Genomic DNA, 22,126 nt, shown 5'->3' with positions numbered 1-22,126 from the left:
GGCGGGCGGGAGCCGGCTCGGGCCGGGAATTGGCCCCGGACGCGCCGGATGCGGCAGAGTGGGCGCATGACGGCGCAGGCGGGCGGACGGGAGCGGGATCAGGCGGGCGCTCCGCGACGGCGCCCGGTGCAGCAGCGCAGCCAGGAGCGGTACGAGCGCCTGCTGGACGCCTGCGCGGGGCTCCTGGACGAGGTCGGCGCGACCGCTCTGACCACCAAGGAGGTGGCCCAGCGGGCCCAGGTGCCGATCGGCACGCTGTACCAGTTCTTCTCCGGCAAGGAGAGCCTGCTGGCCGCGCTCGCCGCGCGCAACCTCGACCGTTACCTGGACCGCCTCACCCGCCGGATCACCGCCGAGGCCCCGCCGGGCGTGGCGGGCTTCGTGGATCTCGCGGTGGAGGAGTTCGTGGCGATGAAGCGGGCCGTGCCCGGCTTCGGCCACCTGGACTTCGGTCTGGTCGACCGGGTCCCGGCCGACCTCGCCGACGACGAGCACCTGCTCAGCGCCGACCTCGACAACAACTCCACGGTCGCGCTGCGGATCCAGGAGATCGGGGGCGGCCTGCTCGACCCGACCGCCTTCCCGCTCGCCGTCCGGGTCGGCCTGGAGTGTGCCGACGCTGTGCTCAAGCTCGCCTTCCGCACCGATCCGGACGGCGACCCGGCGCTGATCGCGGAGTGCAAGCGGCTGCTGCGCTGCTACCTCTCGGACCCGCTGCCGAGCTGACCGACACGCTCGACCGGCGGGCCCCGGCACCCCGGCGCGATGGCGGGGGCGGCAGGGCCCGTGCGGCGCGGCCTACGAGCTGAACACCTGCAGTTCCGAGAGCTGCCCGGCCGGCCAGCCGGTGTTGGCCGTGAAGGTCAGCCGCAGGTAGCGGGCGGTGGTGGCCGGCAGGCTCACCGTCACCGTGTTCCCGCTCGCCGGGTCGAAGGCGTACGGGGTGGCGCCGAGCACCGCGGAGAAGCTCGCCCCGTCGTCGGAACCCTGCACCGCGACGGTCTGGCTGCGCGCCGCCCAGGCGCTCGACGGCGGCAGCTTCAGCACCAGCCGCTTCACCCCGGTCGGGCAGCCGAGGTCGACCTGCGCCCACTGCGGGAGGGCGTTGTTGGCGCTCTCCCAGTACGAGTTGGCGTCACCGTCCACCAGGTTGGCCGGGCCGTAGACCTGGCTGACGCCGGAGGCGGTGGCCGCCTTGCCCTGCGCCAGGTTGCCGCTGCCCGGGTTGCAGGCGGGCGGGGTGCTGGAGGAGGACGAGGAGGGCGACGGGCTCGGCGGGGCGGTCCCGGTGCCGCCGAAGACCTGGAGCTCGGAGAGCTGCCCGGCCGGCCAGGCCGAGTTGGCCGTGAAGGTCAGCCGCAGGTAGCGCGCGGTGGTGGCCGGCAGGCTCACCGTCACCGTGTTCCCGCTCGCCGGGTCGAAGGCGTACGAGGTGGCATCGAGCACCGCGGAGAAGCTCGCCCCGTCGTCGGAACCCTGCACCGCGACGGTCTGGCTGCGCGCCGCCCAGGCGCTCGGCGGCGGCAGCTTCAGCACCAGCCGTGCCAGGTTCTGCCGGCACCCCAGGTCGACCTGCACCCACTGCGGGAAGGCGTTGTTGGCACTCTCCCAGTACGAGCCGGCGTCACCGTCCACCACGTTGCCTGCGGTGTAGCCCTGGGTGCTGCTGGACGCGGTGGCGGGCCGGCCCTGCGCCAGGTTCCCGGTGGTCGGGCAGACCGGCGGCGTCGAGGTGCTGGGCGACGGCGAGGGGGACGGGGCAGGGGACGAGGGCGAGGAGGACGGCGAGGGGCCGCCGCCGCCCGCCGGCACCCCGTCGTACGTCCAGACCGGCGCCGGCCAGGTGCCGGTGCAGGTGGCACCGGTGTTCCAGCCCGAGTTGCCGCCGCCGTCGGTGATCGCGAAGCCGGTGCCGACGCAGTTGTGGATCGGGGTTGCGGCCTGGGCGATGTTCCTGGCGGTCACGTTGGTGAACTTCATGGTGGCGTTGGACTGGGCCTGGACGGCGTAGGTCCCGGCCCCGTTGATGGTGACGTTGGTGAGGTTGACCCCGTTGACCGCGCCCTCGATGGTCTGGATCGCCTCGTAGGAGCTGTCCAGGAGGTCGGTGTCGGTGATGTTGATGGTGGCACCGGAGATCGGCTCGTTGAGGCCGCTGAACCAGAGCGCGCCGACCCCGAAGTTCCAGTTGAAGTCGCTGTTCCCGGTGCGGATCAGGGTGTTGCGGGCCGCCGTGATGGTCCCCGCCACGGCGGTGCCGCTGCCGGAGTTCACCCCCGGGTAGCGGTTGGCGATGTGCAGGCCGCCGCCGTTGCTGATGGTGTCCGCCATGACGTTGTCGGAGATGGTGAAGTCCCGGCCGCCGTAGGTGACGATGTTGTTGGCCAGGATCGGCAGCACCACGGTGTTGTGGGTGAAGCTGTCGTTGGCGTTCGCCTTGCCCTCCGGCCAGGAGGCCAGGCCGTCGTCACCGGTGTTGCGCACGAAGGTGTTGGTCACGGTCGAGTTGGTGACGCCGGTGTGGAAGTTCACGCCGTCGGCGGTCTGGTCCAGGATCCGGCTGTTCCTGATGGTGAGCTGGTCCATCGGACCGTCCATCCAGGCGCCGACCTTGGTGTGCTGGAGCCAGAGGTTGTCGATCAGCGAGTTGGACATCGCCCCGCCGATGGCGTTGACCTGGTCCTCGTCCACCCGCTCGCGGATGTCGCCGATGACGGCGAAGTTCTTCAGCGTGACGCCCCGGCTCGGGCCGCCGTTGGTGACGTACTTGCCGTAGATACCGGCCGCCTTGGCCCGGTTCACCGGGTCCCGTCCGCCGAGCACGCTGTACCAGGGGCCGGCGCCGGTGAGCGTGACCCCGTCCACGATCACGTGGTCGTACAGGGTGAAGGTGCCCTGCGGGATGTAGACCTGCTTGCCCTGCACCTGCCCGGCGTTGACCGCCGCCTGGAACTTCGCGGTGGAGTCGCTCGCCCCGGTCGGGTCGGCGCCGAAGTCGGCGACCACGTCGAGCGCCCCGGCGGGCTTGGCGATCGGCGCGGCCACGTTCTCGAAGTCGGCCAGGTCGATGGTGAAGGTCGGCGACTGCGCGGTCGAGGTGACCTGGAGCCGGATCTTGGTACCGGCGGGCAGCGTCGAGCCGAACATCGTCCGGGTCTCGTCGTAGAAGTGGTGCGGATTCGTGTCGCCCGGGTTGTTGTTGAACGGGTAACCACCGTAGTACCAGCTGTACTTGGAGGTGACGTCCACGCTCTTCAGCCGGCTCCCGTTGACCAGCAGGTCGAGCGAGGCGTCCCGCCCCTTGCCGTCCGCCGAGTCCGGCAGGCTGTACCGGAAGTCGATCGAGTTGGCCGCCGCGGCGAGGGTGAACTCCACGTACTGGCCCGGCGCGCCCAGCGTGACGGCCTGCCGGCCGGAGGCCTCCGAGGGCAGGTGCCCGTAGAGCCGGTCGGGGCCGATGACGGTGCCGTTGGTGGCCGCGTACTCGGCCTCCTGCTCGACGAACGGCACGGTGGCACCGCGCCCGGGCACGGCGAGCGGGGAGAGCGCGGGGACACCGGCGGCGTGCGCGGCACCGGCGTCGGCCAGTACGGCGGTCAGCAGTCCGGCGGCACCCAGGGCGGCCGCGGTGAGCGCGGCGACGGTGCGGGATCCGCGGGTTCGGGGTGGTGGCTGCATCTGCGGCTGCACATCCTTGCGGCTCGGGGGGAGAGCTCGGGTGGGGGTGGCACCCGGCGGCAGAGGCTCGCGTCCGGGCGTGCCGAGACTACGAGCCCGGATCGCAGGAAGTCCATATGCGTGCGCAAAATATCGACGCAGCCATGCAAGATCTGAAGTGCCAGTCCCTCGCGGGCGGCGCTCACCCGGCCGAGGGCGGCAGTCCCACGCATCCCGGCCGCCACGCCGCCCGCCACGCCGGAGCCCACGCCATTGCGCCCGGCACCCCCGCGCCGCACAGTGGAAGACACACCAGTCCCTTTTGTCTCCAGGAGCAGAGCAGGAGCAGCACATGCAGGCCATGGTTGGCGACCGGCTCCACATCCACAGCAGGTCCGTGGGCATGCTGGACCGGCAAGGCGAAATCATCGAAGTCCGGGGCGTCGACGGCTCGCCGCCGTACCTGGTGCAGTTCGAGGACGGCCACGAGGGTCTGATCTACCCCGGGCCCGACACCATCATCGAGCCGCACCAGGAAGCCCGGTAACCCCCGTACGGCCGGTGCCCGCCGGGAGCTCTCGGACGTGACCTCCCCCCTGCCCGGCCCGCTGGCCCCGCTGGCCCCACTGCTGGACGACTACGGTTATCCGGCGGTGGGCCTTCTGGTGTTCCTGGACAACTGCGCCGTCCCCGTCCCCGGCCAGACCATCCTGGTGCTCGCCGCCGTCTACGCCGGCACCGGCCGGCTCAGCATCGCGGCCGTGGCGGCCATCGCGGTGGTGGCGGCCGTCGCGGGCGACAGCCTCGGCTACCTGATCGGGCGCAAGGGCGGGCCGGCCTTCGTCCGCCGCTGGGGCCGCTACCTCGGGCTCACCCCCGAGCGGATGGCCCGCGCCGAGGGCTTCTTCGACCGCCAGGGGGTCAAGGTGGTGGTGTTCGCCCGCTTCGTGGACGGGCTGCGCCAGGCCAACGGCGTCGTCGCCGGGGCGAGCCGGATGCCCTGGCCGCGATTCCTGGCCGCCAACGCGGTCGGCGCGCTGCTCTGGGTGGGGGTCTGGGCGAGCGCGGCGTACCTGGCGGGCAACAACATCGGCGCGCTCTACGACCGGGCCGTGCGCTACCAGCTCTACCTGCTGGTGGCGCTCGGCCTGCTGCTGCTCGGCCTGTGCGCGCGGTTGCTGCTGCGCCGCCGCGGTCGGCCGGGGCCGCCGACCCCGGATCGGCAGCCGACGGACCGGCAGCGGGCCGAGCGGCCGGAGGGTCAGCGCAGCGGGACCACCTCGAAGGACGAGGCGTAGCGCACCCCGAACCGGCTGCCGGTCGCCTCTCCCATCCGGGCCAGGAAGCCCCGGGCGTCGGCCATGTCCCCGCCGAGCCCGGCCAGGTACGCCCGGTGTTCCTCCAGCGAGGCCACCCCGCGGTCGAAGTACCCGGTGGTGTCCACCGCGTGCCGGGCCTCGGGCGAGCCCGCCGCCCAGACCTGCCGCACGCCGTCCCAGGGCGGGTGCCCCTCGGCGGTCAGCTCGCGGAAGACCCACCGGTTGCCGGCGTCCCGGACGGCGTCCAGGGTGGCCCGGCCGGTGGCGATGTGGTCCGCCTGGTTGGGGTACGAGCCGAAGTAGGTGTCCCGGAAGTTGGTGGTGATCACGATCTCCGGCCGGTGCCGCCGGACCGCCCGGGCGATGTCCCGGCGCAGCGGCAGCCCGTACTCCAGGACGCCGTCCGGGTACCCGAGGAACTCCACCGTGTCGACCCCGACCAGCGCGGCGGAGGCGATCTGCTCCGCCTCCCGGAGGGGCCGGCACTCCTGCGGGTCCATCGAGTCGATGCCGGCCTCGCCGCTGGTGACCATCAGGTAGACCACCCGCTTGCCCTGGTCGGTCCAGCGGGCGACCGCGGCGGCGGCGCCGTACTCCATGTCGTCGGGGTGGGCGACCACGGCGAGGGCGGTCTGCCAGTCCTCGTCCAGCGGCTCGAGGTCGGATGCGGTGCGGTCGTTCACGGTTCTCCCCGTGGCGATGGCCGGGCTGCGCCGGCGCCGGTCAGTCGGCGGTGACGATCGAGTAGTTGAAGTCCACGTGGCCGAAGTGCCGCATCAGGTCGAGCCAGAGCGGCATCAGCATCTCCAGGCTCCGGGCGGCCGTGATGCCGCCGAGGTCCAGGACGGCGGCGGAGGGCCAGCCGAACTCCACCAGCATCGCGCGCACCACGGCCTTGGCCTCCGGGTCCTCCCCGGCGATGAACAGGTTGTGGGTGCCGGGCAGGCGGGCCGGGTCGACCATCACGTCGGCGTTCACGGTGTTGAGCGCCTTGACCACCCGGGCGGCCGGGAACTCCCGCTGGATCCGCTCGCCGACGCTGTCGGTGTTGACCGGCTCCAGGCTGACCTGGCCGGTGGCGGAGAAGACCAGCGGGTTGGAGACGTCGACCAGCACCTTGCCGGCCAGCTGCTCGGCGCCGGCCAGCCGCAGCGCCTGGAGCGAGACCGTGCCGGCGGTCGCGTTGATCACCACCTCGCCGAACTCGGCGGCCTGGGTGAAGGTGCCGGCGTGCCCGTACGGGCCGGAGCGGTCGGCCCACTCGTTGGCGGCCGTGTTGTCGCTGGTCCGGGAGCCGAGGGTGACCTCGTGGCCGAGCGAGACCAGCTTGGCCGCCAGCGTGCGGCCGACCGTGCCGGTGCCGATGATTCCGAACCGCATCGTTGCTCTCCCACCTCGGTCTTCGAACGCTCGATCGGGGTGCGTGCAGCCCCGGTGGAACCTTAGCCCGCCACGGTACTGAGGCGTGGTCACATCGGCACCATGTCGCCCCACAGCCCCGCGGGGCCGGTGCGCGCGCCCCGTTGACGCCCTTGCGGTAAGCGCTTACCGTCGTGCCGGACCGGACCGGAGCCACCCCCTCCGCGCCCCGCCCCGTCCGGTCATCCCGGCTTGGAGGCCCCGTGGACGCCACCCCCCGCTCCGCCCTCACCCGCCGCCGGCTGATCCAGGCGGGCGGCACCGCCGCCGCGGCCCTGGCCGGCCAGTGGTCCGCCGGCGCCCGCCCCGCCCGGGCCGCCGACGCCTTCGACACCCTGCGGCTGCGCTGGGCCGAGCTGCTCACCGGCAGCGGCTTCGACCCGGCCGCCGCCCCGTACGCCGGGGTGCTCGCCGCGCTCGGCGGGCGGGCCCGGGCGGTGCTGGACACGATGGCACCGGCCGCCGGCTCGCTCTGGCCCGATCTGCCGCTGGGCACCAACTCCGCCAACATCACCGCCGGTTACGTCCGGCTGCGCACCATGGCGCTCGCCCTGGCCCAGCCCGGCACCGGTCTGACCGGCGACCCGGGCCTGGCCGCGGCCGTCGCCACCGGCCTCGACCACCTGCACGCCCAGGCCTACACCCCGACCGCCACCGCCTACGGCAACTGGTGGGACTGGCAGATCGGCGCCCCGCAGGCGCTGCTGGACACCGCCGTGCTGCTGCACGACGGGCTGACCCCGGCGCAGCTCGCGGCCTACTGCTCCGCCGTGGACCACTTCGTGCCGGACGGCGCGGTCGCCACGTACACCGGCACCAGCACCGGGGCCAACCGGGTCGACCTGTGCCGGGTGCTGGCACTGCGCGGGGTGCTGGGCCGGAGCTCCGCGAAGCTCACCACCGCCTCGACCGCGCTCTCCCCGGTCTTCCGGTACGTGCTCAGCGGCGACGGCCTGTACGCCGACGGGTCGTTCGTGCAGCACACCTGGGTCCCGTACACCGGCTCGTACGGCGAGGTGCTGCTCGGCGGGCTGAGCCGGCTGCTCGGGCTGCTGGCCGGCTCCGGCTGGCAGGTGACCGACCCGCAGCGGCAGAACGTCTTCGACTCGGTGGCCCGCGCCTGGGCGCCGTTCATCCTCAACGGGCTGGTGATGGACGCGGTCTGCGGTCGGGCGGTCAGCCGCGGCCTGCAGAGCGCGGACCAGCTGCACCTCCAGCAGGACGACCACACCCGCGGGCACACCCTGCTCGGGCACATCCTGCGGCTGGCCGACTCGGGCGCCGCGCCCGCCGGGCAGTCCGCCGCCTGGCGGGCCGCCGTGAAGGGCTGGATCGGCCGGGACGGCTACCGTCCGTACCTCTCCAACGGCTATCTCGACGTGCCCGAACTCGCCCGGGCGCAGAGGCTGCTGGGCGACTCCTCGGTGCCGGCCGCGGCCGAGCCGCTCGGGGCGACCGTGCTCGCCATGGACCGCGCGGTGGTCCGCCGGGCCGGCTGGGCCGCCTCGCTGAGCCTGTGCTCGGCCCGCACCACCTTCTACGAGACCGGCAACGGCGAGCACCTGCGCGGCTGGCACAGCAACAGCGGCATGCTCTGCTGGTGGGGTTCGACCTTCGGCAACGGCCAGTACTCGGACGCCTTCTGGCCGACCGTGGACCCGTACCGGCTGCCCGGCACCACGGTCTCGACCAAGCCGCTGGCGGATGCGGCGGGCGGCGAATGGGGCGCGCCCCGGCCGGAGGCGCTCTGGGCGGGCGGCGCCTGCGACGGGACGTACGCGGCCGTCGGGCAGGACCTGCGCGGCCTGTCCTCCACCCTGCGCGGCCGCAAGTCGTGGTTCCTGCTGGACGATTCGGTGGTCTGCCTGGGCGCCGGGATCTCCTGCACGGACGGCGCGGTGGTGCACACCGTGGTCGACAACCGCAACCTGGGGGCCACCGGCACCCACGCCCTGACCGTGGACGGCGCCACCCAGCCGACCGACCTCGGCCGCAGCGCGCACTTCGGCGCCGCCCGGTCGATGGCGCTGGCCGGCTTCGGCGGCTACGTGTTTCCCGGCGGGGCGGCGGTCGAGGTGCTGCGGGAGGCCCGCACCGGCAGTTGGCACGACATCAACGGCGGCGGCGCCACCGAGGCGCTCACCCGGCGCTACCTGGGGATCCGGATCGACCACGGCACGGACCCGGCCGACGCCGGCTACCACTACCTGGTGATGCCGGGCGCGAGCGCCGCCGCCGCGGCCGCGCGGGCCGCCGCCCCCACCGTCACCGTGCTCGCCAACACCGCCGCGGCGCAGGCGATCCGGGACACCGCCTCGGGGGTGACGGCGGCCAACTTCTTCACCCCCGGCACGGCCGGCCCGATCACCGTGTCGGCACCGGCCTCGGTCCTGCTGCGGGAGGCGGGCGACACCCTCACGGTGACGGTCTGCGACCCGTCTCGGAACGCCGCCACCGTGCTGGTGACCATCGCCCGCTCCGGTCTCACCGCCGCCGAACCGGGCCCCGGGGTGAGCGTGCTGTCGCTGGACGGGTCGGTCTCGCTGCTGGTGGAGACCGGCGGCAGCCAGGGCGCCGGCCGGAGCGTCACCCTGCGCGGCACCGGGCCGGCCGCGCCCGGCGCCACCGTGACCATGCTGGCGCCGACCCGGGACACCTACCTGCGCGACGGCTCCTACGCGGACGCCAACTACGGCACCGCCACCACGCTGACCGTGAAGAACACCGACTCGACCGGCAGCGGTTTCGCCCGCCGCGCCCTGCTCGGTTTCGATGTCTCGGCCGTCCCGGGGACGCTGCGCCGGGCCGTGCTCTGGGTGCACGGCGCGGTCGCCGACTCCGGCGGGACGCAGACCACCCTGCAGGCCTTCGCCGCAGCGGACGGCTGGACCGAGACGGCCGCCAGCTGGAACCGCGGGCCGGCCCTCGGCGCGGCCCTGGGCACCGGACGGATCTCCTCGACGGCCGACTGGGTGGGCCTGGAGGTGACGGCCGCCGTGGCGGCCGCCCTGCCCGCGGCGGGCGGTGGCGGGGCCCTCTCGCTGGCGGTCTGGCAGCCGCTCGGCGCGGTCGGCCTGGCCGTCGACCTGGCCAGCCGGGAGAACCCCGGGCACCCGCCGGTGCTGCAGTTGGTGACCGGCTGACCGGTCCGCCGAAGGCCGCCGGCGGTACGGGCATAGGATCGCCGACGTGACCCAGCCGACCCCGGACCGGCCGACCCCGGACCGGCCGACCCCGCAGCAGCCGACCCCGGAGCAGCCGGCCCCGCAGCCGTTCGCACCGCCGGAGCCCGTCACCGCCGAGCCGCCGCGCCCGGTGCGCGCCACGCTGCTCGGCCAGTCCTGGCTCGACCTCACCTTCCTGCACTGGGCGGTGGAGCCGGCGCGGGTGGCCCCGCTGCTGCCGGCGGGCACCCGGCCGGACACCGTGGACGGGGTGACCTACGTCGGCCTGGTCGCCTTCCGGATGCACCGGATCGGCTGGTTGGGCCTGCCCGGGCTGCCGTACCTGGGCACCTTCCCGGAGACCAACGTGCGGCTGTACTCGGTGGACCGGCACGGCCGGCGCGGGGTGGTCTTCCGCTCGCTGGAGGCCTCCCGGCTGCTCCCGGTGCTGGCGGCCCGGATCGGCTTCCGGCTGCCGTACGTCTGGGCCCGGATGGCGATCGAGCACGACGGTGACACCGTCACCTACACCAGCTCCCGGCGCTGGCCCGGGCCGCGCGGCGCGCGCAGCCGGATCACGGTCGAGGTCGGCGAGGAGCTGGCCGGGCCGACCGCGCTGGAGCACTTCCTCACCGCCCGCTGGGGCCTGCACAACTGCGTCGCCGGCCGCCCGGTGTACCTGCCGAACGTCCACCCGCGCTGGCCGCTGCACCGGGCCCGGCTGCTCGACCTCGACGAGGATCTGCTGGCCGCGGCCGGCCTGCCGGGCATCACCGGCGCGCCGTGCAGCGTGCTGTACTCCCCCGGCGTCCCGGTCCGCTTCGGGCCGCCGCTGCGGGCACCGCGGGCCGGCGGCTGACCCAGGGGAAGGGCGGCCCGGGCGGGCCGGCCGGCGGGGTGTCACTTCCGCGCCGGGCCGGGCCGATCTGCCAAGCTCGACCGCATGATCACTCGGATCCGTCCGATCGCCGCGTACTGGACCACCGTGGTGCCCGTGCTGGCCCTGGTGCTGCTCCTGCTCAGCTGGAAGCGGTCGCTGCCGGGCTCGGTGGTCGCGCTGGTGGCCTGCTTCCTGGCCGGCGCGGTGCTGGCCGCCGTGCACCACGCCGAGGTGATCGCGCACCGGGTCGGCGAGCCGCTCGGGTCACTGGTGCTGGCGGTGGCGGTGACGGTGATCGAGGTGGCGCTGATCGTCACCCTGATGGCCGACGGCGGGGACAAGAGCGCGGGCCTGGCCCGGGACACGGTCTTCGCCGCCGTGATGATCACCTGCAACGGCATCCTCGGCCTGTGCATCCTGGTCGGCGCGCTGAAGCACCGGGTCGCGGTCTTCAACTCGGAGGGCACCGGCGCCGCCTTCGCCACCATCGCGACCCTCGCCACCATGAGCATGGTGCTGCCGACCTTCACCACCAGCACCCCCGGCCCGCAGTTCAACCCCACCCAGCTGGTCTACGCGGCGACCGCCTCGCTGCTGCTGTACGGCCTGTTCGTGGCGACCCTGACGGTCCGCCACCGCGAGTACTTCCTGCCCGTCACCCCGGCCGGCGACCTGCTCGACCCGCAGGACCACTCCGACCCGCCCGGCGCGCGGGCCACCCTGGCCAGCGTCCTGCTGCTGGCCGTCGCACTGGTCTCGGTGGTGGGGCTGGCCAAGGGGGTCTCCCCGACCATCGAGCGCGGGGTGGCCGCCGCCGGCCTGCCGGCCGCGGTGGTGGGCGTGGTGATCGCCCTGCTCGTGCTGCTGCCCGAGACCATCGCCGCAGTCCGGGCCGCGACCCGCAACCAGGTGCAGACCAGCCTCAACCTCGCGCTCGGCTCGGCCCTCGCCAGCATCGGCCTGACCATCCCCGCCGTCGCGGTCGCCTCCATCTGGCTGTCGGGCCCGCTGCTGCTCGGTCTCGGTCCGACCCACCTGGTGCTGCTGGCACTGACCGTCGCCGTCGGCACCCTGACCATCATCCCGAAGCGGGCCACCCCGTTGCAGGGCGCCGTCCACCTGGCGATCCTGGCCGCCTACCTGGTGCTCGCGGTCAGCCCCTGAGACCCCGGCCCGACGCGTCCGCCCGGCGGCCGGTCACGTCATCGGAGGCCGTACCCGATCGGGTCGGGCGGCGCGCCGGCCAGCAGGTCGTGCTCGTCCACGTCCAGGTCGGCGCCGGTGTCCAGCAGGAAGCGGAGCACCTCCGGGTCCAGCGCCCACCCGAACAGGCTGGGCCCGCCGGCCGGGCCCGCCGCGCCGAAGAAGCGCACCACCTCCAGCGCCGCGCCGCCGCCCTCCGCCCGCAGCCGGCCCGCGAGCTCGGCGATCCGGGCCGCGCGCGGGCGCAGCCGCTCCAGGATCCTGGCGATCTGCTCGTCCACCGTCAGGTCGCTCTCGCGGCAGACCGCCTTCCAGCGGTGGGTGGCCCCGGCCGGCGGCCCGGCGGTCTCGTCGGGTGCGAGGTCGAGGAAGGCCGCCATCCGCTCGGCGGAGGTGGACGGGCCGGACAGGACGAAGGAGGCGTACTGACGGACAGGCATGCGGGGGAAGTTACCGCCAGGTCACCGAGCGCGCCCCTCAATTTCGACCGCGGGCCAACGGGCCGGGCCCGGAGCGGAGTTGTCCGCTCCGGGCCCGGCCGCCGGCGGGCGCCGGGCGGCTACTCGACGGTGACGCTCTTCGCCAGGTTGCGCGGCTTGTCCACGTCCCGGCCCAGCGCGACCGCCGCGTAGTAGGCGAGCAGCTGGAGCGGGATGTTGAGGAGCAGCGGGTCGAGCTCCGGCTCGCTCTTGGGCACCAGGAGGCAGTGGTCGATCAGCTTGGCCTCGGGGGTGCGGTGGGCGATGGCGAGAATGCGGCCGGAGCGGGCCTTGATCTCGCCGAGGGTGGTGAGGTTCTTGTCGAGCAGCTCGTCGTCGGGCACCAGCGCCACCGTGGGCAGCTCGGGGCTGATCAGGGCGAGCGGGCCGTGCTTCAGCTCGCTGGCCGGGTACGCCTCGGCGTGGACGTAGGAGATCTCCTTGAGCTTCTGGGCGCCCTCGCGGGCGACCGGGTAGCCGCGGGTCCGGCCGATGAACATCATCCCGGCGTTGTCGGCGTACTCGGCGGCGAGCTCGGCGATCTGCTCCTCCTGCTTGAGGATCTCGCGGATGTGGTCCGGCAGGGCCTTGAGCCCGGCCACGATGCGGCGGCCGTCGGCGGGCGAGAGGTCGTGGATCCGGCCGAAGTGCAGGGCGAGCAGCGCGAAGGCGATGACGGTGGAGGTGAAGGCCTTGGTGGAGGCCACCGAGATCTCCGGGCCGGCGTGCAGGTAGATGCCGCCGTCGCACTCGCGGGCGATGGCACTGCCGACGGTGTTGACGACACCGAGGACCCGGCCGCCCTTGCGCTTGATCTCCTGGACGGCGGCCAGCGTGTCGTACGTCTCGCCGGACTGGCTGACCGCGACGTAGAGGGTGTCGGCCTCGATCACCGGGTTGCGGTAGCGGAACTCGGAGGCGGGCTCGCTGTGCGCGGGGATGCGGGCCAGCTCCTCGATCAGCTGGGCGCCCATCTCACCGGCGTAGTAGGCGGAGCCGCAGCCGAGGATCTTCACCCGGCGGATCTCGCGCAGCTCGCGGGCGTCCAGGTTGAGGCCGCCGAGGTGGGCGGTGGCGAAGCGCTCGTCCAGCCGGCCGCTCAGGGTGCGCTCGACGGCGCCGGGCTGCTCGTGGATCTCCTTGAGCAGGTAGTGCTGGTAGCCGGCGGTGTCGTAGGAGGCGACCTCCCAGTCGACGGTGGACGGCTGGCGGGTGACGGTGCGGGCGTCCTCGGTGAAGGTGCGGAAGCCGTCGGCGCGGACGGTGGCGAGCTCGCCGTCCTCCAGGTGGACGACCTGGCGGGTGTAGCGGACCAGGGCGGCGACGTCGGAGGCGACGAACATCTCCTTCTCGCCGAGGCCGAGCACGATCGGGCTGCCGTTGCGGGCGACCACGATCCGGTCCGGCTGCTGGGCGTCGAGCACGGCGATGCCGTAGGTGCCGACCACCTGGCCGAGCGCGGCGCGCACCGCGTCCTCCAGCTCCACGCCCTCGCCGCTGTGCGCGGCGACCAGGTGGGCGAGGACCTCGGTGTCGGTCTCGGAGGTGAAGACCACGCCGTCCGCGGCGAGCAGGGCGCGCAGCTGGTCGGCGTTCTCGATGATGCCGTTGTGGACGACGGCGATGCGCTCGCTCACATCGGTGTGCGGGTGCGCGTTGGCGTCACTGGGCACGCCGTGGGTGGCCCAGCGGGTGTGCCCGATGCCGGTGGTGCCCTTGAAGCGCGCGGGGACGGCGGCGGCGAGGTCGGCGACCCGGCCCTTGACCTTGCAGACCTTGAGGCCGCCCTTGGCGGCGACGGCGACACCGGCCGAGTCGTAGCCGCGGTACTCCAGGCGCTGCAGGCCTTCCAGCAGGAAGGCGGTGGCGTCCTTCGGGCCGATGTAGGCCACAATTCCGCACATTTCGGACTCCAGGGGTTCGGCTCTGTTGGGACACGGCATGGCTGGAGGGTTCAGCCGTAGACGATGCGGCGCAGCTGACGGGTGGACAGCTCCGGTGCCGCGACCCGGCGGGCGGCGAGTTCGGCGCCGAGCCGGGCGAAGATCTTCTCGTTGGTCAGCCCCCGCGCCTGCAGCTCCCCGTGGCGGCGGCGGACGTACTCCTCGACGGGTTCGGAGAAGTACGCCAGCACCTCCGCGACCACTCGCGCGGCCTCGCCGGGGCCCAGCGGGCTGATCCGGGTGAGGTGGGCGAGGAGGTCCTCGTGGGGGTGGGGCGAGGCGGACACGAGTAAGGAGCCTAGGCGCCATTTGCTCGTCGACCAAGAATCCTGCCCGAAATCGGGCAGATCTTCAGACATTCAGCCGCCGCACGCCCATTGATCTACCCACCCGTTCGGCGTAACGTCACGGTGCGTACCCATCGAACTACTGTGGGGAGATGCGCTGACATGTGCGGGATCACCGGATGGGTGGCCTTCGACCGCGACCTCACCGCCGAACGCGCCGTCCTGGAGGCGATGACCGCCACCATGGCCTGTCGCGGACCGGACGCCGGCGGCGTCCACCTGCTGCCGCACGCCGCCCTCGGGCACCGCAGGCTCGCGGTGATCGACATCGAGGGCGGCGCCCAGCCGATGACCGTCGAGCAGGACGGCCGCACCCTCGCCGTCCTCAGCTACAGCGGAGAGGTCTACAACCACCGGGAGCTGCGCGCCGAGCTGGAGCTGGCCGGCCACCGGTTCCGCACCCGCAGCGACACCGAGGTGGTGCTGCGCGCCTACCTCCAGTGGGGCGAGCACCTCGCCGAGCGGCTGAACGGCATGTACGCCTTCGCCCTGTGGGACCCGCGGGCCGAGGAGCTGCTGCTGGTGCGGGACCGGATGGGCGTCAAGCCGCTGTACTTCCACCGCACCGCCGACGGGGTGCTGTTCGGCTCCGAGCTCAAGGCCCTGCTCGCCCACCCGCTGGTGCAGCCCACGGTCGACCTGGACGGGCTGCGCGAGCTGCTCGCCTTCACCAGGACCCCGGGGCACGCCGTCTACCGCGGCACCGAGGAGGTGCTGCCGGGCCACGTGGTGCACATCCGCCGCGAGGGGGTGACGCTGCGCCGGTACTGGGCGCTGGAGGCCCGCGAGCACACCGACGACCTGCCGACCACCGTGGCCACCGTGCGGGAGCTGCTCACCGACACCGTCCGCCGACAGCTGATCGCCGACGTGCCGCTGTGCTCCCTGCTCTCCGGCGGCCTGGACTCCAGCGCCGTCACCGCGCTGGCCGACCGGGAGCTGCGGGCCGCCGGGCTCGGGCCGGTGCGCTCGTTCGCCGTCGACTACACCGGGCAGAGCGAGAACTTCCGGGCCGAGCCGTTGCGCGGCACCCACGACGGCCCGTACGCACTGCTGGTGGCCCAGCACCTGGGCGCCGACCACCGGGTGATCGAGGTGGACAGCACCGCGCTGACCTCCACCGCGGCGCGGGCCGAGGTGCTGCGCGCCTGGGACCTCCCGATGGGCTTCAGCGACATGAACGCCTCGCTGCTGCTGCTCTTCAAGGCCGTCCGGGAGCACTCCACCGTCGCGCTGTCCGGGGAGTCCGCGGACGAGCTGTTCGGCGGCTACCCGTGGTTCCACCGGCCCGAGGTGGTCGCGGCCCCGACCTTCCCCTGGGTCGCCGCGATGGGCCAGATGGCCGGCGCCGGCAGCCTCGGGCCGACCGCACTGCTCTCACCGGACCTGCTGAAGGCGCTGGACCTGGGCAGCTACCGGGCCGACGGCTACGCCCGGGCGCTGGCGGAGGTGGAGCACCTGCCCGGGGCCGACCGGCTGGAGCGCCGGATGCGGGAGATCGGCCACCTGCACCTGACCCGGTTCGTCCGGCTGCTGCTGGACCGCAAGGACCGGATGTCGATGGCCAGCGGCCTGGAGGTGCGGGTCCCGTTCTGCGACCACCGCCTGGTGGAGTACGTCTTCAACACGCCGTGGTCGATGAAGACCTTCGACGGCCGGGAGAAGAGCCTGCTGCGCGCCGCCGTCCGCGACCTGCTGCCGGCCGCGGTGGCCGACCGGGTGAAGAGCCCGTACCCGACCACCCAGGACCCGGCCTACCCGCAGGCCCTGCGCCGGGACCTGGCCGAGCTGACCGCCGACCTCGGCGCGCCGGTGCTCGACCTGCTGGACCGGCAGGCGGTGGCCGCCGCGCTGCGGCCCGGCGCGGACCCGCAGGCGAGCCGCCAGGGTACCGAGCTGGCCCTGGATCTGGCCGCCTGGTTGACGAAGTACCATGTGGCGCTGATGTTGTGAGACGGTGTGGGCGGGGTGCCGGGGGACGGGACCGCGTCGACCCGGCCCGCCGTTGGGCCGTTGGGTCGAACACCTCCCCGATGGCCGACCCTGATCCGCGGTTTCGGGCTCCGGGCGGCCAGGATGGGAGCACCCGCCGTCCACGTCCGACCACCGGGGGACCACTGCCATGCACCCGCGACTATTCGCGATCATCACCGCCGTCCTGCTCGGCGCGCTCGGCCTCGGCGCGGTGGCGCTGACCGACTGGACCCCGGGCACCCGTCCGGTGGCCGCGGTCGGCGCCGCCCAGCCCGGTGGAGCCCCGGCCGGCGGCGCCGCGGCGGCCCCCTCCCCCGCACCCACCGGCGACCCGGCGGTGTGGACCCGCAGCACGCTGCGCAACAAGCTGATGGCCGAGATGGAGGCCACCGACCCGGGCGTGGCGCTGGCCGACCTCGACAAGATCAGCAAGGACAAGCCGTACACCGTGCGGTTCTGCCACCCGATCGCGCACGAGCTCGGCCACGCGGCGGTGCTGCGCTACAAGCAGGACTTCCAGAAGGTCATCTCGTTCCCGCACGAGACCTGCGCGGCCGGCTACCTGCACGGCGCGGTGGAGGAGATGCTCGCCAACTCCAAGACCCCGGAGCAGGACATCCTCACCCTGTGCGCGCCCAAGAACACCGGGCCCTGCATCCACGGCATCGGTCACGGCATCATGTTCGTCACCAAGCAGGACATCCCGGCCGCCCGCGCGCTGTGCAACAAGTTCCCCACCGACAGCCGCCGGATCACCTGCTCCGAGGGCGTGTTCATGCAGCTGTTCGCCCCGGACGAGGAGGACGAGAAGGCCAAGGCGAACCTGCCCGCCGACAAGATCGCCAAGGACCCGCTCTACCCCTGCCCGGAGCAGCCGGCGCTGTTCCAGTCGGCCTGCTTCTTCTACGCCCCGACCTTCTACCTGAGCTCGCACGACTACGCCAACCACCCGGAGGCCTTCGCCGACGCGCTCAAGTGGTGCCTGGCCGGCAAGGCCAGCGGCGGGGCCAACGACTGCAGCCGGGGCGTGGGCTCGCGGACCATGAAGTACAACCTGGACCGCGAGGACTGGGCCGCCAACCAGTGCGCCACCGCCGCCGACACCTGGCAGCGGCAGGCCTGCGCCCAGGGCCTGGTCAGCTACTACACCGTCAACTACACCGACGCCGGAGCGGCCGGCCGGCTCTGCGCGAAGATCACCAACAAGGAGATCGCCGGGTACTGCCGCACCGCCGGCGGCCTGTCCACCACCCTGGACTGAACCACCTGGCCAGGGGCGTAGGATCGGGCCCCACCCAGGTGCGCCGAGGAAGTCGCGCCGTCATCGGACCTGTTGGAGCGGCACCGTGAGCGACGACTTCCGCAGTGCGGCCCTGGCCGCCGCCGAGCTGGTCTCGGACTACCTCGACGAGCTGCCGGGCCGCCCGGTCTGGCAGCCGATGGACCCGGCCGACCGGCAGGCCCTGCTGGAACTGAAGCTGCCCGAGCAGGGCGCTCCGCTGGAGGAGCTGCTGGCGGTGATCGGCGAGCAGGTGCTGCCGGCACCGATGGGCAACGGCAGCCCGCGGTTCTTCGGCTGGGTCAACTCGGCGCCGCAGCCCGCCGGGGTGCTCGCCACCCTGGCGGCCGCCGCGATGAACCCCAGCTCGGCCGGCGGCGACCACGCCGACGTCCACCTGGAGCGGGCCGTGGTCCGCTGGATCGCCGAGCTGGTCGGGTTCCCGCACCCGGCCGGCGGCGGCATCCTCACCTCCGGCACCTCGATGGCGACCATCCTGTGCCTGGCCGCCGCCCGCCACCGGGCCGCCCGCCGGGCCGGCCACGACCTGCGCCAGGACGGCCTGGCCGGGCTGCCCCCACTGGTCGGCTACGTCACCGGCGAGACCCACTCCTGCGTGCGCAAGGCCGCCGAGCTGCTCGGTCTGGGCAGCCGGCACCTGCGCACCGTCGCCACCGACGCCGAGGGCCGGCTGGACACCGCCGCACTGCGCGCCGCCGTGGCCGAGGACCGCGCCGCCGGCCGGCTGCCCTTCCTCGTCGTCGCCTCGGCCGGCACCGTCGGCACCGGCGCCGTGGACCCCTTCCACCCGATCGCCGACCTGTGCGCCGAGGAGGGCCTGTGGCTGCACGTGGACGGCGCGTACGGCGCCTTCGGCGTGCTGGACGGCACCATCGCGCACCGCTACGCCGGCATGGACCGGGCCGACTCGCTCGCCCTCGACCCGCACAAGTGGCTCGGCGTGCCGGTCGACTGCGGCTGCGCGCTGGTGCGCGACACCGAGGAGCTGCGCGCCACCTTCAGCCTGGTCCCCTCCTACCTGCGCGACGAGGCGGCCGGCGAGCTCGGCTGGTTCTCCGAGTACGGCACGGAGCAGACCCGCCCGTTCCGCTCGCTGAAGGTCTGGGCCACCATCGCGCACCGCGGCCGGGCCGGCATCGCCGCCGACATCGCCCGCTGCACCGCGCTGGCCAGGCGGCTCGGGGAGCTCGTCGCCACCGACCCGGAGCTGGAGCTGCTGGCACCGGTGGAGACCTCGATCGTGGCCTTCCGGTACCGGCCGGCCGGGCTCTCGGAGCAGGAGCTGGACGCGCTCAACGGCCGGCTGCCGGTCGCCGTCCAGCAGCGCGGCCGGGTGTTCGTCACGGGCGCGCTGCTCGGCGGCCGCGAGATGCTCCGCGCCTGCCTGCTGAACGCCGCCACCACCCAGGACGACCTGCACCTGCTGCTCGCCGAAGTACGGGCCGCCGGCGCCGAACTGACCGAGGGTCCGCCCACCCCGTGACCACGCCCCCGGCCCGCCGACCCGGGCCGGGCAGCATCCCGAGGACATTAACCGACAGGTCACGGGGGATTCGTGATCGTGAAACACCAGCGCGACACCATACCGACATGGACGATTCCTCGCGCACCCGCCCCGCCACCCCTTCCCGCGCCCAGCGCCGCGGCACCCGGCAGCACCGCTGGCGCCGGGACACCGTCGAACTCGCCGCGGTCTTCCTGGCCGTGGCCTCCGCCGACCTGGTCGCCAATGTCGTGGTGCACGGCCACGACGGCCCGGTGCTGCTGGCCGCCTCGGCCGCCGCACTGCTCGCCACGGCGCTCTTCCACAGCTGGTGGGCACACCGGCACCCGCACGGGCCGCCCTCGCCCGACACCCCCGCGCCGCCCGGCGAGGCGGCCGTGAGCGGCCCGCTGGACGGCTTCGAGGCCACCGCCCTGTGGCGGATCCGGACCACCGTCGAGGACGCCCCCGGCAGCCTGGGCCGGATCTGCACCGCGCTGGCCGCGCAGGGCGTGAACATCGTCTCGATGCAGGCGCACCCGCTTCCCACCGGCGCCGTGGACGAGTTCTTCGTCCGGGCCCCGCAGAGCCTCAGCCGGGCCGAGCTGACCGCCGCCGTGGCCGCGGCCGGCGGCCACGACATCTGGACCGACCAGGCCGACGCGCACGACCTGGTCGACGCCCCCACCCATGTGCTGGCGCTCGCCACCAGGACGGCCCTGGACGCCGCCGAGCTGCCGGTCGCGCTGCGCCAGCTGTTCGGCCGGTGCGCGATCCGGCAGTACCCCGCCGCCGGCGCGAGCGCGGTGGCCGGGGTCGACGGCCATGTGATGCGGCTGCCGGTGCCCTCCGGCGACCTGATCGAGCTCTCCCGCCCGCACCTGCCCTTCACCCCGACCGAGTTCGCCCGGGCCCAGGCGCTGGTCGAGCTGGACAGCCTGCTGGGCCCCCGGGTGCCCAAGGTCGAGGCGCGGCTCACCCTGCCCGCGGGGGCGGACCTGACGGTGCGCCGGGCCGAGCCCGCCGACAAGGCCGCGGCGCTGGAGATGCACCACCGCTGCTCGCCGGACACCCTGCGCAAGCGCTACCACGGCCCGGTCCGGGACGCCGACCGCTACCTCGACCACCTGCTCGACCCCCGGCACGGCCAGACCCTGGCGGTCGAGTCCGCGGACGGCCGGATCGTCGCGCTGGCCCACCTGCTCTGGGACGACGAGGGCGCCGAGGTCGCCCTGCTGGTCGAGGACGACTGGCAGCGCCGCGGCCTCGGCGTCGACCTGCTGCGGCGGATGGCCGCGCTGGCCCTGGAGGCCGGCCTGCCGACCGTCTACGCCGTGACCCACGCCTCCAACAGCGGGCTGATCGCCACCATGCGGCGGCTCTCCGCCCCGCTCGACTACCAGGTGGAGGACGGCACCCTGGTGATCACCGCCCACCTCGCCGAGGCCACCGAGCAGCTCCCCACCCCCTGGCCCACCCGGCCCCGCCGGTAGGGCACGGCGGGGCCGGCGGCACCCCCCGTTCGGTCCCGCTCCGAAGGCCCCGCCAGGGTGCCGCACCGGGTCCGGGGATCAACGCCGCGGTGAGGAGTGGGTAGGCTGGCCCCGTCCCCGCCGCCCGACGGTCACCGCTCGACCTGGGCGGTGCCGCAGCAAGGAGGAACCACTGAGCATGCCAGGCACCGATTCGGAAGCCACGGGCGCGCGCGACGCCTCGCTGCCCGCCCGCGCCAAGATCGCCGTGACGGCCGGCCGGATGGCCGCTGCCCTCTCCCAGAAGGCGGGCCGCGGCAGTGGCTCGGTGATCGGCGGCAAGGTAGCTCTCAAGCTCGACCCCGACCTGCTGGCGACCCTCGCCGACCACCTCGACGTGGTCCTGGTCAGCGCGACCAACGGCAAGACCACCACCACCCGGCTGATCGCCGAGGCGCTGCGCGCCGCCGGCCCGGTCGTCTCCAACGCGCTGGGCGCCAACATGCCGGCCGGTATCACCGCCGCGCTGGCGGGTGGCTCGGACGCCAAGTTCGGCGTGATCGAGGTCGACGAGAAGTACCTGCCGATGGTCGCCCGGGACACCCGGCCCAAGGCCATAGCGCTGCTCAACCTCTCCCGCGACCAGCTGGACCGCGCCGCCGAGACCCGGATGATGGCCGAGAAGTGGCGCGAGGGCCTCAAGGACACCGACGCGGTGATCATCGCGAACGCGGACGACCCGCTGGTGACCTGGGCCGCCTCCTCCTGCAAGAAGGTGGTCTGGGTGGCCGCCGGACAGGCGTGGAAGGAGGACGCCTGGTCCTGCCCGTCCTGCGGCGGTGTGATGCAGCGCCCCGGTGACGACTGGTTCTGCCAGGAGTGCGGCTTCCGCCGTCCCAACCCGCACTGGGCGCTCCAGGGCACCCACGTGATCGACCCGCACCGCGGTGCCTGGCCGATCCAGCTCCAGCTGCCCGGCCGCGCCAACCTGGCCAACGCCACCAGCTCGGCCGCGGTGGCCGCGGTGTTCGGGGTGGCCCCGCAGGTCGCCCTGCAGCGGATGGAGTCGGTGGCCGCGGTGGCCGGGCGCTACGACGTGGTCTCCTACCTGGGCCGCGACGTCCGCCTGCTGCTGGCCAAGAACCCGGCCGGCTGGCTGGAGACCTTCTCGCTGATCGACGGCCCGCCGGCACCCGTGATCCTCTCGGTGAACGCGCTGGACGCCGACGGCACCGACACGTCCTGGCTGTGGGACGTCGACTACGAGCGGCTGTCCGGGCACCCGATCTTCGTGATGGGCCAGCGCAAGCTGGACCTGGCCGTTCGCCTGGAGGTCGCCGGCCTGCAGTTCCAGGTGGTGGAGAGCCTGGAGGAGGCCGTCCGGATCGCCCCGGCCGGGCGGATCGAGGCGATCGCCAACTACACCGCGTTCCAGCAGCTGCGCAAGGCGGTGGTGAGCTGATGTCCGTCCCGCCCCACCAGAACC

16 protein-coding genes and 2 pseudogenes are annotated in these 22,126 nt (G+C 73.8%); 11 read left to right on the top strand and 7 right to left on the bottom strand.

What is annotated here, in order from left to right; genetic code table 11:
• Positions 1–66: 66 nt before the first annotated feature.
• Positions 67–726 (top strand): TetR/AcrR family transcriptional regulator, encoded by a 660-nt coding sequence (locus AB0K43_RS02500; protein ID WP_363634929.1) that lies wholly within the window; start codon positions 67–69, stop codon positions 724–726.
• 72 nt (positions 727–798) lie between these two features.
• Here the strand turns inward: AB0K43_RS02500 and AB0K43_RS02495 are convergent.
• Positions 799–1,179, bottom strand: a pseudogene (locus tag AB0K43_RS02495) (discoidin domain-containing protein); the annotation flags it as partial.
• A gap of 117 nt (positions 1,180–1,296) precedes the next feature.
• Positions 1,297–3,678 (bottom strand): annotated as a pseudogene (locus AB0K43_RS02490) (discoidin domain-containing protein); the annotation flags it as partial.
• A gap of 331 nt (positions 3,679–4,009) precedes the next feature.
• On the opposite strand from AB0K43_RS02490, the gene AB0K43_RS02485 reads away from it, so the two are divergent.
• The gene (locus AB0K43_RS02485; RefSeq protein ID WP_363634927.1) at positions 4,010–4,204 is read left to right on the top strand and encodes a DUF1918 domain-containing protein; all 195 of its coding nucleotides are present in this window, start codon (positions 4,010–4,012) and stop codon (positions 4,202–4,204) included.
• A gap of 37 nt (positions 4,205–4,241) precedes the next feature.
• Positions 4,242–4,955, top strand: coding sequence for a DedA family protein (locus tag AB0K43_RS02480; RefSeq protein ID WP_363634925.1), 714 nt, complete (start codon positions 4,242–4,244; stop codon positions 4,953–4,955).
• On the opposite strand, the gene AB0K43_RS02475 is transcribed toward AB0K43_RS02480, so the two are convergent.
• Positions 4,919–5,659, bottom strand: a complete 741-nt coding sequence (locus AB0K43_RS02475; protein WP_363634923.1) for a PIG-L deacetylase family protein — start codon at positions 5,657–5,659, stop codon at positions 4,919–4,921. The genes AB0K43_RS02480 and AB0K43_RS02475 overlap by 37 nt on opposite strands.
• Positions 5,660–5,699: 40 nt before the next feature.
• Positions 5,700–6,356 carry an NAD(P)-binding domain-containing protein gene (locus tag AB0K43_RS02470; RefSeq protein WP_363634921.1) on the bottom strand — a complete coding sequence of 219 codons (657 nt, stop codon included), beginning with the start codon at positions 6,354–6,356 and terminating at the stop codon, positions 5,700–5,702.
• A 242-nt stretch (positions 6,357–6,598) separates the two neighbouring features.
• Between AB0K43_RS02470 and AB0K43_RS02465 the strand changes: the two genes are divergently transcribed.
• From AB0K43_RS02465 to AB0K43_RS02455, 3 genes are all read left to right on the top strand, one after another.
• On the top strand, positions 6,599–9,538 hold the full coding sequence (locus AB0K43_RS02465) for a polysaccharide lyase family 8 super-sandwich domain-containing protein (RefSeq protein WP_363634919.1): 2,940 nt from the start codon (positions 6,599–6,601) through the stop codon (positions 9,536–9,538).
• Between the two features lie 172 nt (positions 9,539–9,710).
• Entirely contained in the window at positions 9,711–10,418 is a 708-nt protein-coding gene (locus AB0K43_RS02460) for a DUF2071 domain-containing protein (protein WP_363635261.1), read from the top strand.
• A gap of 84 nt (positions 10,419–10,502) precedes the next feature.
• Positions 10,503–11,603, top strand: coding sequence for an ionic transporter y4hA (locus AB0K43_RS02455; RefSeq protein WP_363634917.1), 1,101 nt, complete (start codon positions 10,503–10,505; stop codon positions 11,601–11,603).
• 38 nt (positions 11,604–11,641) lie between these two features.
• On the opposite strand, the gene AB0K43_RS02450 is transcribed toward AB0K43_RS02455, so the two are convergent.
• The 3 genes from AB0K43_RS02450 to AB0K43_RS02440 form a co-directional block, all read right to left on the bottom strand.
• Complete coding sequence (locus AB0K43_RS02450) at positions 11,642–12,082, bottom strand: DUF4279 domain-containing protein (protein ID WP_363634915.1); 441 nt, start codon at positions 12,080–12,082, stop codon at positions 11,642–11,644.
• 119 nt (positions 12,083–12,201) lie between these two features.
• Positions 12,202–14,025, bottom strand: a complete 1,824-nt coding sequence (glmS, locus tag AB0K43_RS02445; protein WP_363634913.1) for a glutamine--fructose-6-phosphate transaminase (isomerizing) — start codon at positions 14,023–14,025, stop codon at positions 12,202–12,204.
• A 50-nt stretch (positions 14,026–14,075) separates the two neighbouring features.
• Positions 14,076–14,351 (bottom strand): hypothetical protein, encoded by a 276-nt coding sequence (locus AB0K43_RS02440; protein WP_363634911.1) that lies wholly within the window; start codon positions 14,349–14,351, stop codon positions 14,076–14,078.
• 162 nt (positions 14,352–14,513) lie between these two features.
• Here AB0K43_RS02440 and asnB point away from each other — a divergent pair, with 162 nt between their 5' ends.
• From asnB to AB0K43_RS02415, 5 genes are all read left to right on the top strand, one after another.
• Positions 14,514–16,364, top strand: coding sequence for an asparagine synthase (glutamine-hydrolyzing) (gene asnB / locus AB0K43_RS02435; RefSeq protein WP_363634909.1), 1,851 nt, complete (start codon positions 14,514–14,516; stop codon positions 16,362–16,364).
• A 169-nt stretch (positions 16,365–16,533) separates the two neighbouring features.
• Positions 16,534–17,646, top strand: coding sequence for a hypothetical protein (locus AB0K43_RS02430; protein ID WP_363634908.1), 1,113 nt, complete (start codon positions 16,534–16,536; stop codon positions 17,644–17,646).
• Positions 17,647–17,731: 85 nt separating this feature from the next.
• Complete coding sequence (locus AB0K43_RS02425; protein WP_363634906.1) at positions 17,732–19,168, top strand: pyridoxal-dependent decarboxylase; 1,437 nt, start codon at positions 17,732–17,734, stop codon at positions 19,166–19,168.
• A gap of 107 nt (positions 19,169–19,275) precedes the next feature.
• Positions 19,276–20,661: a GNAT family N-acetyltransferase gene (locus tag AB0K43_RS02420; protein WP_363634904.1), complete on the top strand. Its 1,386-nt coding sequence runs from the start codon at positions 19,276–19,278 to the stop codon at positions 20,659–20,661.
• Positions 20,662–20,839: 178 nt separating this feature from the next.
• Positions 20,840–22,102 carry a MurT ligase domain-containing protein gene (locus AB0K43_RS02415; protein WP_363634902.1) on the top strand — a complete coding sequence of 421 codons (1,263 nt, stop codon included), beginning with the start codon at positions 20,840–20,842 and terminating at the stop codon, positions 22,100–22,102.
• Positions 22,103–22,126: the final 24 nt, after the last annotated feature.

The organism is Kitasatospora sp. NPDC049258 (assembly GCF_040678895.1).
Taxonomy (GTDB): Bacteria; Actinomycetota; Actinomycetes; order Streptomycetales; family Streptomycetaceae; genus Kitasatospora.
This window is presented reverse-complemented; position numbering and strand designations above follow the sequence as displayed.

Coding starts and splice junctions, on each gene's coding strand:
- AB0K43_RS02500 (WP_363634929.1), top strand. CDS start 67: ATGACGGCGCAGGCGGGCGGACGGGAGCGGGATCAGGCGGGCGCTCCG.
- AB0K43_RS02485 (WP_363634927.1), top strand. CDS start 4,010: ATGCAGGCCATGGTTGGCGACCGGCTCCACATCCACAGCAGGTCCGTG.
- AB0K43_RS02470 (WP_363634921.1), bottom strand. CDS start 6,356: ATGCGGTTCGGAATCATCGGCACCGGCACGGTCGGCCGCACGCTGGCG.
- AB0K43_RS02455 (WP_363634917.1), top strand. CDS start 10,503: ATGATCACTCGGATCCGTCCGATCGCCGCGTACTGGACCACCGTGGTG.
- AB0K43_RS02450 (WP_363634915.1), bottom strand. CDS start 12,082: ATGCCTGTCCGTCAGTACGCCTCCTTCGTCCTGTCCGGCCCGTCCACC.
- glmS (WP_363634913.1), bottom strand. CDS start 14,025: ATGTGCGGAATTGTGGCCTACATCGGCCCGAAGGACGCCACCGCCTTC.
- asnB (WP_363634909.1), top strand. CDS start 14,514: ATGTGCGGGATCACCGGATGGGTGGCCTTCGACCGCGACCTCACCGCC.
- AB0K43_RS02430 (WP_363634908.1), top strand. CDS start 16,534: ATGCACCCGCGACTATTCGCGATCATCACCGCCGTCCTGCTCGGCGCG.
- AB0K43_RS02420 (WP_363634904.1), top strand. CDS start 19,276: ATGGACGATTCCTCGCGCACCCGCCCCGCCACCCCTTCCCGCGCCCAG.
- AB0K43_RS02415 (WP_363634902.1), top strand. CDS start 20,840: ATGCCAGGCACCGATTCGGAAGCCACGGGCGCGCGCGACGCCTCGCTG.